This is a genomic window from Paenibacillus sp. HB172176, assembly GCF_011947265.1.
In the GTDB taxonomy this organism is placed as follows: domain Bacteria; phylum Bacillota; class Bacilli; order Paenibacillales; family Paenibacillaceae; genus Pristimantibacillus.
This window is the reverse complement of sequence record NZ_JAATHD010000028.1, coordinates 14,024-27,495: the sequence shown is the minus strand read 5'-3', so window position 1 is coordinate 27,495 and position 13,472 is coordinate 14,024. Positions and strand designations below refer to the sequence as shown.

The following is a 13,472-nucleotide window of genomic DNA, read 5'->3' as shown; positions in this document are numbered from 1 at the left end:
TCATTCGGCCGTTCGGTTATAATCACGATAGCAGCATAAAACTTTCGAGAGAGGAACATTTTATTTTATGGCAATTGAAGTGGGCGCCAAGTTAGAAGGGAAAGTAACGGGAATTACGCATTTCGGGGCATTTGTCGACTTGTCGGGAGGTGTCACAGGTCTCGTTCACATTTCCGAGATTGCCGATAACTACGTCAAGGACGTTAAGGATCATCTGAAGATTGACGATATCGTGAAGGTCAAAGTGATCAACGTCGACAAGGACGGGAAGATCGGATTATCGATTAAGCAAGCTGTAGACCGGCCGGAAGGTCAAGCTCCGCCACAACGCGAACATCGCGAACGCACAGGAGGTCCGGGTGCTGGCGGTGGAGAAAGATTCAACCGCGGAGGCAGTGACCGAGGCGGACGTCCCTTCAACAAACAATCGTCTGGCAGACCGTCTTACGGCAAACCGTCATTCGAGGATAAAATGTCACGCTTCTTGAAAGACAGCGAAGAGCGGATTTCTTCTCTCAAGAAGAATACAGAAGGCAAACGCGGAGGCCGCGGAGCCAAGCGAGTATAATACGCTAAGATAGATCATATAGATTCAAGCAGAGCCTTCCGGCTCTGCTTTTTTGCTGTTTAACGGATCATTTGTCGAACGCAACTCAGGAGAAGCCGCCTCTTTCAGCTGCAACCTGCGAGCGGAAGTTAGAACAAATAGTTTTCCCCCATCCTCCTCCAATACCGACAGGTTACCGCAAGCATTCGTCATTTCGATCATCGCCATGTCAGATTATTTTGTAGAAGGATTGATCAATGAACAGCGCTTCCCGCATATGCGAAAGCCAAGAGGGGCTTGCAATCGCCATTGTCATGACAAGGACTGCGCAGCGCTTTCATTTTGTCGGAAAAAAATTTTGGACAAGCTACGATAACTGACAAACTTCATAGAAACCGCCTTTTATAATGAGACACACAATACATTCGGAAATGGTGGTGTTTGCTCGTGAAGAAGGAGAGTGCGCTTGGAATTCCCGGATTGGAACGAACCGGCTTTATGAAGTCAGCGTTGCAGAAAGGGATGAATTGGAAGCCAGTCAAAAGCGTAAGTCATGCGCTGCTTGCGAAGAAATGGACATTCCTGCTTGTTAGTATTGCTTTCCTGCTGGGACGAGCTGTCATTCTGGAGTCGCTTATGCCGTTCGCTGTTGCCTACTTCGCCGTTATCTATTTCATGAGAAAAGATGTGTATGGATGGGTGGCGGCGTCCCTTGTCGCGGGAAGCTGGTTCGCATCGGATCCCGCTCCGCTGTGGATCGCGATGGAGATTGCGGTCGTGTTCCTCTTGCTGAAGGGGCTTGAGACGTATGAGCGGGCAGAGCTGTCTACCGCGCCGATTATCGTATTCGTCTCTACGATGCTTGTGCAGTTGTTCGGCGTATTCATTGGAGACACCTTAAGCTGGTACAGCTTCATGATGGTCGTTGTGGAGGCGTCCCTATCGTTCGTGCTGACTCTGGTATTCATTCATGCGATACCCGTTCTGACGATGACGAAGAAGTCGGCGGCTCTGAAGCATGAGGAGATTATCTGCGTCATGATCCTGCTTGCTTCTGTCATGACGGGCGCGGTAGGCTGGATGATTGAAGGGATGTCGGCGGAGCATATTATGTCCAGGTACATGCTGCTGCTCTTCGCCATGGCAGGCGGGGCGCCGCTTGGCGCATCGGTTGGCGTTGTTGCTGGCTTAATCCTGAGTCTTGCGGATTTCAGCGCAATTGTGCAGATGAGCATGTTGGCATTCGCCGGATTACTGGCAGGCCTGCTCCGAGATGGAGGCAAGATGGCGGCGGCATTCGGGATGCTGCTAGGCACCTCCATACTCTCCATCTATATCGGCACGCAGGCGGATGTGATGAGCTCTACCTGGGAGTCGGTCGCTGCGGCGACGTTGCTCCTTCTTACCCCGAGAAGCGTCATTCGAATCATCTCGAGATATGTGCCGGGCACGAATGAGCATGTGAAGTCGCAGCATGATTATGCGAAGCGGGTTCGCGAGGTGACGGCGGAGCGGGTTGTCCAGTTCTCGGAGGTGTTCCGGCAGCTCTCAAGCAGCTTCGGTCAGCTCAATCAGAATTTGGCCGAGGTGAGCCGGGAGGAGGAGATCGGGAATTTCATGAATGCGGTCGCGGCGAAGAGCTGCGCGAATTGCCATCGCCAGAACGCTTGCTGGGAGGACAAGTTCTTCCATACGTATAAGATGATGACAGATATGATGACCACGGTGGAGGAGAAACGCGCGCCTTCTCCGAAGGAATTCCCGCGCGCATGGACAACCCATTGCATCAAGACGCCGCAGGTGATGTCCATAATGAGCCATCAATACGAGCTGTATCAGAACAATAAGTACTGGAAGAAGCAGATCTACGAATCACGGCAGCTTGTTGCCGATCAATTAACAGGCGTGTCTCAGGTGATGGATGACCTGTCCAAAGAGATCAAGCGCGAGGGGCAGACGCTGCATCTTCAGGAGGAGCAGATTCGGGAGGCGGTGGAGGGCCTCGGATTATCCGTGCAAGGCGTCGATATTATTAATCTGGAGGAGGGCAATGTCGAGATTGAAGTCTATCACTCGTTCGAGAAGGGATTTGATGAATGCCGCAAAATAATAGCGCCGCTCCTAAGCGATATATTGGGAGAGCATATCGCGGTCAAGTCGGAGGTGTCGCCGACAAGCCCCGGCGAGCCGACGCAGGCGATCTTCGGATCGGCGAAGCAATTCGAAGTGGAAACGGGCGTGGCCGGAGCCGCCAAGGGAGGCGATTTGCTGTCGGGAGACAGCTTCAGCCTCGTGGAGCTCGGTAACGGGAAATTCGCAGTCGCCATTAGCGACGGCATGGGCAACGGGGAGCGCGCGCTCCAGGAAAGCAGCGCCGCTCTGGCGATTCTGCAGCAGCTGCTGCAGTCCGGAATGGACGAGAAGCTGGCGGTGAAATCGGTCAATTCCGTCCTGCTCCTCAGGTCGGCGGAGGAGATGTACGCCACGGTAGACCTGGCTATCGTGGATTTATATACAGCCTATACCACCTTCATGAAGATTGGATCGACGCCAAGCTTCATCAAGCGAGGCAAGGAGGTGATTCCGATTACCGCGAACAATCTGCCGATCGGCATCATTCAGGATATCGACGTCGACTTCGTATCCATGCAGCTGCTGCCGGGCGATACGCTCGTCATGATGAGCGACGGCATCTTCGATGCGCCGGGGCATGCGGTGAACAAGGAGATGTGGATGAAGCGAATTATCGGAGAGCTGGCGACCGACGATCCACAGGAAATGGCGGATACTCTCCTCGACACTGTGGTGCGCTACCATGACGGAGAAATTGTGGATGATATGACGGTGCTTGTCGCCCGCATCGACAAGCATCTGCCGGAATGGACCTCCTTCCGCTGGCCGGGCATGAACCGGATGGAACGGCCAAGGACGGTGAGCTAGCATGGATTAGCCGGGATAGTGGCGTTTGCGGGGAGGTTTGCCAGAGAGGAGATGATAATGGGTTTTGAATTAGGAGAGGGAAGGATGTGTCTAAGGAAAGAAAGGAACGGGGCGGTTGACAACGCCTCGTTCCTTTCTGTATGCAGATAATGTAAGCGCTTAAAAGTACGGTTTTTCCCTTTGATTCACCCTCTGTACTTAGCGGAATTTCCTTTTATAATAAAGAAATATCGGTAGCGAATTGTAAGCAGGAGGAAGAATTTAAAGACGAAGGAGGAAGAATGAATAGTGGGAAAAAGATCGATTTTCTTGATGCCAATTACTCTAGTTATGCTAATGATTGGATTCTCTTCGAACGATGTACCTGTGTATGCTTTCTCGGATACCAGCAGCATGACGGACCAGGATTTCTTTGGCGTATGGGACAGTGCGGCTTCAGCATGGACGACATCCTCTAAGATCAACTACAGCTACAGCAGTTCTTTGACCTCGGTTGAAAACGATGTCAAACAAGGAGACTATACATCAGCAAAGGCAGATTTGTTGACTTATTTCAAAAACCGCACAGGAATTCAGTTACCTGAACTGCCTGCGGCGTCGGATTCGCTCAATACGAAAAGAGCCGACGTTGCGATAGACCATATTTTCAGCGATTATGGGGAGTCGTTGGCTAATACGTTTACCGTAAACGGAACCCCCGCCTGGTCATCCGTAGATGTTACGAAAACGATCAATAATCAATTGAAGATAGGTCAAATTACTCTGTTGCTTATGGCGAGAGAAAAAGAATCGGAACTCGCTAAATTCTACAGTAAGGAAGCTGCATCGAACAAGCCATATCTGGCGGTAACCGTTGGCGGGGTCGAACAACATATTTTTCCTACAAAGGATACATTCATCCGGCCGGGAGCTTATGGAGATATCAACCATGGAAGCAGTGCGTTGCTGGAAGTCAAAGACAGCGGGGTGCCTTTTGACGATTATACCCGTAGAACGTATATGCAATTTGATTTAACTGGAATCACAGGAACTCCCAGCTCTGTGACGTTAAATTTGTATGGAAGCAACGTGTCGGATTCCGCCAACAAGGAGATTATGGTTTATACGACCGGGGATACCCAATGGTCGGAAGCGGGAATGACCTGGAACAATGAAATGCAATTGACTTACTCTTGGCAAGGAGTGAGCGGAGGAACCGATTGGAACAATTATAGCTCTGTTCCGGGCTGGATTAATGATGTAATCAGGTTCGGATTCCTGAATACGATAACTTCGGAATACTTGAGAGGGGAGGATGAGCAATACGCTTCAGGAGCTATCAGCCTGATGTTGGACTTTATACAAGATAAAGGAGCTTCTTCTACGGACAATTATATAAATGGCGGAGGATATACGAACAGTCTCAGCACGGGCTCGCGTGCCTCCAATTGGGTACAGGATTATCATTATCTCAAAAATAGTTCATCCATGGATGCAGATGCCGACACCGCAATCTTAAAATATTTCTGGGGTATGGCTGATTTCTTGAACTATGATAAAGAGTACCCAAGAGATGTAGATGATTGGTTTCTGGCCCACTATCATCCTACGAACAATTGGGGCGTAGCCGAATCAACGGGATTATTTTATATTGCGGGATATTTCCCGGAGTTTCAGGATGCTGCCGAGTGGAAAAATACTGCAAAAAGTAGAATGGACGATCTGATTCAAAATTTGAATTATCCGGATGGCAGTTACCACGAAGCGAGTTCGGGATACGCAGGCACAACGACAGACAATTTCTTGGACTATCGCACATTTAGCGATCTAAACAATGAAACACTAAGCTCCACATTTGATTCCCAGTTGCAGAATATGGCTCAATATTTAGCCAATTTGTCTTTGCCGAACGGGTATGAACCGCAATATGGCGATTCGGACTATAATGACCAAAAGCCTCGGGTGAATCGTATTGGAACACGATTTAACAATGATTATCTCACTTATTTCGGAACTGCCGGAAGCAGTGGCACGGAGCCCTATTGGACTTCAATTTTATATCCCGATTTGCAGAGAATGGGCATCATGCGGACAGGCTGGTCCGATAATGATTTGTATTTATCTATCAATAACGGATCAGGTTCGGGAAGTCATTCCCAGCCGGATGATCTTGCGCTTACCGCATACGCTTATGGACAACGTCTCCTTGTCGATACTGGAAGAAAAGATTACAGCGGAGACGAGGCTTCCAACTGGCTCAGGACAACAACACAGGCTCAAAACACGATTGAGATCAACAATACCCGCCAAACCATTGTATCTCAAGGACAGATTAAATCTTGGAACTCCAACGGGGCCTTTGATTTTTACGAAGGCGACAATACAACGGCTTATCCAGGGTTCAATGCGGATCGAAGCGTATTGTTTATCAAGCCCTCTTTCTGGATTGTCTCCGATTATATTTCAGGCGGCTCCGGCGTCAATCATTATGAACAGACCTGGCATATGTTGCCGAATGCAAACGCTTCACTAGATTCGAGTACGGCCAAAATCGCGACACATTTCAATGATTCTGCTAATATCCAGATCGTACCGGCAGATCCGTCATCTTTGACGTCATCTTTGCCTACGGGGTATTATTCCGACGATTTGGCTGTTGTGACAAACGCAGTCTACGGTTCCTATGTCAAAAATGCAAGCGGCGATATTACCTTTGACACCGTGTTATATCCAACGACGTCAACGGATACAGATCGGGATGTCTCAGTAAATCGGCTCACATTATCGCCGGATGTTTCGATCACAACCGCTACGGCGATACAAATTAATCTTGATAACGGCAATAACGGCGACATCGGGTACTATTATTTATCCCATGAAGTGAAACCGACATCGTCTTACGTTTTTGGAGACTTCGAGTTTGATGGGAAGATGGCCTATGTTCAAAAGGATGCCAACGGCATTTTGAAATCCGCTATCATTAAATCCGGATCAACTTTAAAGCAAAATACGACAAATATCCTGGACTATGGCAGCAGTGTCATCAGAGACATGGCAGTCGCCTGGAACGGAACTACTTTGTCCATTCAGGGAGAAGGACTTGTACCGACTACGAGCACAACTTCGGGAATAGCCATCTATGCGCCAAATGTAACCAATGTCAAGTTGAATGGGACAACCACGGGCTATTCAAGAAGCGGAGATTACATCTATGCCGTTGAGCAAAATGACCTTTCTGCCAACCAAATATTTTATCCCAGGGACGATTCTACGATTCGAGACGGTTCCTATGCCGATACGAATTTCGGTTCATCCAATGTATTAACTGTCAAAAAAGATTCGGTAGGATATAACCGAAAGTCCCTGCTCAAATTCAATTTCAACCCGCTCAATGCGGGTACAACAGGTCAGGCATCATTGAATCTGTATGTGAAGACAGCCCCTCTCACTTCGCAGACGATAAATATATATGCCATCGACGATCTGAGTTGGTCTGATCCTTTGGTCAACTGGAATAATGCTCCGCCAAAAGGCAGCCTAGTTGCCAGCTTTACGGTTGATACGACGGCGGAAAAGTGGTACAGCATTGATGTCACCGATTATATCAACAATCATATGGATAGTCAGACCGCGTCTTTTATTGTTGAGAATGATGGAATCGGCGGCAGCCAAACCGGAGTCAGCTTTAGCAGCCATGAAAATGTTGGCGCTCGTCCTTATTTGTCCATTAAACCGCCTGCTCATTTAACGCCAGTAGCAGACGCCTTTGTACGCGATGGCACGAGTTCGGATACCAATTTTGGTTCGGAAACTTCATTGTTGCTGAAAAACGATTCCGTTAATTACAATCGGAAATCGTACATCAAATTTGATTTTGGCGATTATGAGGAATCAAGCACCTCAAAAGCGATGTTAAGGCTGTTTGTGAGAAATACGGGAACCGCTGCTTCGCGCACGATTGATGTGTATGCCGTATCAGACAATACGTGGGATGAAAACTCCATTACATGGAATAATGCCCCGCAGGAAGGAACTTTATTGGGACAGATACCGAATGTGAGCACTACGGCCAAAGCGGAATATCAATTTGATATAACTGATTATGTAAATAGCCATATGAACGATAAAGTCATCTCGATCCTGCTCAAAGTACACGAGGTGGGGGACTCTCAGACAGGTGTTACGCTGTTCAGCAGAGAGTTTCCGACGGAGGAGCCTTTACTGGAAATTAATTAGACACTTATTATCGCCGCACTATACTTTTAAAAGTGAAAATAGAGGAGAAAACCAGAATATGACACAAAAGATTTTAAATGTAGGAGTTATTGGACTTGGCGAAGTGGCTCAGGTTATCCATTTACCTGTACTGGAGGCGCTTCCTCATCAATACCGGATTGCTGCATTATGCGATATTTCCCCTAAGCTGGTTGCTTATTTGGGAGAAAAATATAGGGTGACGAACCTCTATACGAACGCTTCGGAATTAGTCAAGCAAGCCGATCTGGATGTTGTTTTCGTATTAAACAGCAACGAATACCATACTGAATGTGCCATTGCGGCTGCGAATAACAATAAACATGTATTTATTGAAAAGCCGATGTGTCTGACCGAGAAAGAAGCCGATGCGATTATTGCGGCCCGGGACCGGAACAATGTCAAAGTAATGGTCGGTTACATGAGGAGATACGCGGCTTCCTTCTTAGAAGCGGTGCAGTTAATTAAAGAGATGGACAGTATTCAATATGTTCGGGTCAGAGATATAATCGGTCCGAACTCAAGCTTTGTAAAACCGACCAGTCACGTAGTGTCTTTTGATGATATTCCAGACGCTTTGAAGGCAGACAAGCAGAAACGCACGGAACAAATGGTACTGGAAGCGACTGGCTTGGAGCGTAGTTCACCTTACTTCCGTTTATATCTTTTGCTTTGTGGGCTGTCCAGCCATGACTTGTCGTTGATGAGGGAAGTTTTAGGCATGCCTAGCAGGGTAGTCGGGGCAAAAATGACGAACAACGGGAGTGTTTTTCTGACTGCTATTCTGGATTATGAACAGTTTGCAGTTACGTTCGAAACCGGAACGGATCTGCAAGGGAGGTTTGATGCCCACTTGGAGGTATATGCAAGCAATAAATCCGTTAAAGTAGAGTACGATACGCCTTATATTCGACATTTACCAACGAAAGTAACAGTCAATGAAACGATCGGGGAGACGTTCTCAACTTCTGTGATCCGTCCGACGTTAAAAGACCCTTATACGTTAGAATTGGACTATTTGTATAACGTAATCACGAAGGACTTACCGCCGAAGACATCACCGGAGGATTTCAAGAAAGATTTGGAAATATTTAAAATGATTATCGATGCATTGAAATAAATGCATTGTGTGCGATGACTTTCCGCTCTTGATTGCGAAAGAGGACCGTTCGGAGTTGTAACCCGTCGGTTCTTTTTCGTTCATCCTGTAAGCGGATTCTACGTTTTTCACATGGGCTGCGCAGTATTGTTGAATGAGACCGCGCATGTTAAGATTGACTCGGATGAGTTGCGACATGAGCCAATTCGTATAAATTTGAAATCGGTTTCATAAGGAGGCGGACAGCGGGTGCAGGTGACTTTTCGGGCGAAATTGAACGGCTTGTTCCTCTTGCTGATGGCCGTCTTCATGTCACTAGCGGCCCTAATCAGCTTTACCGTATCCAAGAATGTCATTCTGCGGCAGATGATGACCACAAACGAGAGCGAACTGGCGGTCAACGTCGAGACGCTTGAGAAATTGACGACGAAGAGCGAAGAGAAGTATCGATTTTTCGTGGATGATTTTATGCAAAATTTCAGGGGCATAGACGATGTTAATTTGGCCGCGCTGAAAGATACGTTTGAATTTTACCCGGATTTGAGCACCTTTCTATACTCGAATAAGGAGTTTCAAGCTATATTTCTTTACCAGAAATACTTGCTGCTGGGAACTTCGCTGCAGCACGAGTTGATTGCCTACACCGGAGAACTGGCTCCGGATGCTTCCCAAGAAGAGGCGACCGACTTCCTGCTGCAAAATTTGCAGAACAGCTGGCGATTCGATGGGGACGGGCTGAACCATCAGCGGCTTATCGTACAAAAGACGGATAAAGGCGTCTATATGGCCGCTGTTCTGAATGAGCAAGCTCTGCTGGAGATGAACGGCTTGAAGCTGAGCAAGCTGGATGGCAACGGCCGAGTTCTCTTCGGTGGCGACTGGCCGCTCGCATCCGTCCGACTGCCGCAAGCCGGCTGGAACGGGCAGACGGTCACTTCAGTGCAGGACGGCGATATCGTGTCCACGCTGGAAACCGTGAAGGGCGAATGGTATGCCTTTGTCAAGAGTGGGGATGAGGCGGACGGCAGATTGCATCGCATCGTCGTGAGGCTGGCGTGGATCGGCGGGGTCATCTATATCGGCTTCACTCTATTGTCGCTTGTCCTGACCCGGCGTATGTTGCGGCCCATCTACGATTTTATTGACAGGCTGCGTCTGGTGAAGGGGTTTGAAGACCGCGAACCGCTGCGAAGCTACATGACGACCTATGAGGGACACGGGACCGTATACCGAAAAATCTTTCTCTATTACGGCATCATCATTCTGCCCGTCATGGCGATGATTCTGCTCTCCTTCCGAGAATTTGAAGGGATGACCGAGGCCGATTCGCGCATCGACGCGATGAATTTGTTCCAGACGACGGCGCAAGGGATCGAGAGCGACATTAATGCTTATGACGCCTATATTCAATATTTGTCACTCAACCGCGAGTTCCAGGCGCTGGCCTTCGCCGCCAACCGATCCAAGGATGTCGACGGGCTCGACGCCAAGTTTGCGGAACTGCTTATGCGCAAGGGGGTTGTGGACAAGCGTTTGAATTATATCGCGGTTTACGACGCCGGGCACCGGCTGCTGTACTCCAGCGCCAACCGAGCACTTCCCGCCGAGGAAGAAGAACAAGCATGGCGTAACAGCAAGGTGGAAGTCATCGACGTTGCCGAGAGGCCGCTGCTAAGGATGAAGCGAAGCATGAGGTATTTGAGCAGTGCGGCGGACAGGTCGCACGCGTTCGAATATTTGGGCGATATTGAATTCGGTATTGAGGATGTGTTCACGGGCAGCGAGGGTTCGTCCGCAACGGCAGTGATGCTGAAGGAAGCGGGGGGCGAGCCGCGGTTGGTCGAGAGACCGGTCGGCGTGCCGGACATCGGCAGCCTGCTGCAGGGGTTCGGAGCGATGGGAGGCGAGACGCCGGGCTCGGCCTATATCGAGGGCGGCGGCGCCCGGCAACTGCTTACAATGATTCCCATGCAGGAGGGCAGTTGGACGCTCGGCTTCGTCATGCCCGTCTCCTGGGGGGCAGAGTTATACAAGATCGTGCTATTGTACATGCTGGAGATGATCGGCATGCTGGGCGTCCTGGTCCTCGCTTCAAATTTGCTTGGTCGGCGCATGACTGCTCCGATCCGCCGGGCGATTCGGGTGATGGAGCGGTATACGGACGATCAGTCGATCCGTCTGGAAGGGAAGGAGCGGGACTTTGAATTTACCGTGCTGGCGGGGAAGTTTAATCTGATGCTGGAGCGGCTCGAGGATGTGTCGGACGAGCTGCGCACGAAGGAAGAAGAGAATGCGGAGATGGACAAGCGGATCATAAAGCTGCTGCTCAAAGCGTTGCAAGCGCAAGTGAATCCGCATTTTCTGCAAAATATATTCACGTCAATTTTGCTCCAGCTGCGGCAAGGGAAAACACAGGAGGCTGCGGAAATGCTGGTGGCGACCGCGAAGTTTCTGAAGACGGGGCTATACGGAACAAAAGATCTCGTGCCGCTTGGCGAGGAAGCGGAGCATGTCCGCCATTATATCGGTATTCAGAATATCCGCTTCGACCGGCAACTGATTTGCTTACTGAAAATTGACGATTCGGACCTGAACCGGAAGGTGCCCAAGTTTATTTTGCAGCCGCTTGTCGAGAACGCGATCCATCACGCGATGCGCAAGGACCGGCCGCTCACGATACGGATCGGTGGGCGGCGGGACGGGACGGATTACGTGCTGATGGTGGCGGATGACGGGCTCGGGATGAGCGGGGATGCACTGGAAGAAGCGGTCGAGAGCATGAACAGCCAATATCAGACCGCTCACTACGGATTGTCGAACGTGCATGAGCGAATCGTGCTGGAATACGGACCCGGCTATGGCCTAACGCTGGAAAGCCGGGCCGGTGAAGGGACGACCATCACAGCTCGGCTGGGCTCTGAAGGGGAGGAACCAAAATGAAAGAATATACGTTGTTGATCGCCGACGACGAAAAAATTATACGCGAAGGTCTTGTTCGTTCACTGGACTGGGCGGGGCTTGGCTTTGCGGTGGTCGGCGTGGCGAAGGACGGCGAGCAGGCGTTGGCCAGATTCCGCGCGCTGGAGCCAGACGTCGTGCTGCTCGACATCAAGATGCCCGGCATGAGCGGACTTGAACTGCTGACTACGATTAAGCGCGAGCGTCCGGATACGGAGGTCGTACTGCTCAGCGGCTTCGACGAGTTCTCGTACGCCAAGGAGGGACTGAAGCAGGGGGCGTTCGATTACATTCTGAAGATCGACATGCTCACTGAGCTGGAGCCCGCGATGTCCCGGCTGCGCAGCTTGCTGGAGCGGCGCCGGAAGGATAACGAACGGTACGGCCGGCTGCTGGAATACAAGAGCAACTATGAGTTTGCGGAGCTGCTGCGAGGCCGTGATCCGACGCTGCCCGAGCCTGGCGCGAAGGAGCGGATGTACGGCTTCGCAAGCGTGCGCTTTGACGATCCGGCCCGGATGAACGGGTGCAGGGCTGTACCCGGCCATACGGATCTCCGCTATGTGGCGGGCGCCGGCCGCGAATCGTTGCACTTCATCTTCATAGAGGAGGCAGAAGATGCGGACGGAACAGCGTTCCTCGGCCAGGTGTGCATCGCAATGGAGACGATGGCGGAGGCGATGCGCGGCGGTGAGCCGGGCACGCGGTTCTACGTCGGGATCAGCGGGGTTAAGGCATCCGCCGCAGATATTCCGGAAGGCTGCCGAGAAGCGCTCCGGACGATCGACTATTTGTACTTCCGCGGCGAGCCCGGTCGCTGCCTGCACTATGGCGAATGGAACGGCAGGCAACAGGGCGAATACGCGATGATCAGCCGAATCGGATGGATCAACTGGGTTTACGCCGGAGACGAAGCGCATCTGACCGAATGGGTCAAGAGGGTATTCGCCGATGCGTATGGCAGCAAGGATATCTCCGTGGCGGATATGCAAGCGTTCGCATTGGAGCTGTTCCTGCAATTCGACAAGGCGTTGAAAGACGAAACCAGCGGCGGTGGACGAAGTACGGAGGAAAGCGAGCGGCTTGGCAGCATCGACTCTCTGATCGATCTGGAGCAGGCCGTGCTGGACGCAGTGACGCGCCGCTGCCGGCTTCTTCACGAGCGCGTGCGAGAGGCGAAGTACAAGAGCATCGCGGCGGTCAAGGAGTACGTCGACGAGATGTTCGCCGCCAATTTGCGTCTTGAGGAGGTTGCGTTGCGGTTTCACTTCAGTCCGGGGTATTTGTCGTCGAAGTTCAAGGAATATACCGGGAAGTCCTTCTCCAATTACTTGATCGTCAAGCGGATTGAGATCGCCTGCGAGTTGCTCGTCGGGACGGATAAGAAGGTGTACGAAATCGCCAATCAGGTCGGATATACAGATGAACGGCATTTCAGCAAGCTGTTCACGAAGCACCGCAAGCAGGGTCCCCGGGAATATCGGGCCAGCCGGACCTCGAAGTAAACCCCATATGCTCAAACCCCAACATACCGCCAGGACGCTATGTCCTGACGGTTTTTCACAAGCAAGCCTGCGGAAACGAGTGCGGAAAACGACATCTTTTCACCAATAACCGCCTACTACTCTTTGCTGCTTTGCTCCCTTATAATAATGACATTGCTTGAAAGCGTTCACAGATTAAGGGAGGTTCTTC

At 50.6% G+C, this 13,472-nt stretch carries 6 protein-coding genes; all 6 read left to right on the top strand.

All coding sequences use genetic code 11. From position 1 onward, the window contains the following. The first annotated feature begins 67 nt into the window (after positions 1 to 67). The 6 genes from HFP08_RS24870 (at position 68) to HFP08_RS24845 (ending at position 13,282) form a co-directional block, all read left to right on the top strand. Positions 68 to 568: a S1 domain-containing RNA-binding protein gene (locus tag HFP08_RS24870; protein ID WP_168123338.1), complete on the top strand. Its 501-nt coding sequence runs from the start codon at positions 68 to 70 to the stop codon at positions 566 to 568. A 477-nt stretch (positions 569 to 1,045) separates the two neighbouring features. Next, positions 1,046 to 3,487, top strand: a complete 2,442-nt coding sequence (spoIIE, locus tag HFP08_RS24865; RefSeq protein ID WP_168123385.1) for a stage II sporulation protein E — start codon at positions 1,046 to 1,048, stop codon at positions 3,485 to 3,487. Positions 3,488 to 3,775: 288 nt separating this feature from the next. Continuing rightward, on the top strand, positions 3,776 to 7,702 hold the full coding sequence (locus tag HFP08_RS24860; RefSeq protein ID WP_168123337.1) for a CBM96 family carbohydrate-binding protein: 3,927 nt from the start codon (positions 3,776 to 3,778) through the stop codon (positions 7,700 to 7,702). Positions 7,703 to 7,760: 58 nt separating this feature from the next. Continuing rightward, complete coding sequence (locus tag HFP08_RS24855; RefSeq protein ID WP_168123336.1) at positions 7,761 to 8,840, top strand: Gfo/Idh/MocA family protein; 1,080 nt, start codon at positions 7,761 to 7,763, stop codon at positions 8,838 to 8,840. Between the two features lie 228 nt (positions 8,841 to 9,068). Then, complete coding sequence (locus HFP08_RS24850; protein ID WP_168123335.1) at positions 9,069 to 11,759, top strand: sensor histidine kinase; 2,691 nt, start codon at positions 9,069 to 9,071, stop codon at positions 11,757 to 11,759. Beyond that, entirely contained in the window at positions 11,756 to 13,282 is a 1,527-nt protein-coding gene (locus HFP08_RS24845; protein ID WP_168123334.1) for a response regulator transcription factor, read from the top strand. The genes HFP08_RS24850 and HFP08_RS24845 overlap by 4 nt, the downstream gene beginning before the upstream one ends. The last annotated feature ends 190 nt before the right edge of the window (positions 13,283 to 13,472 follow it).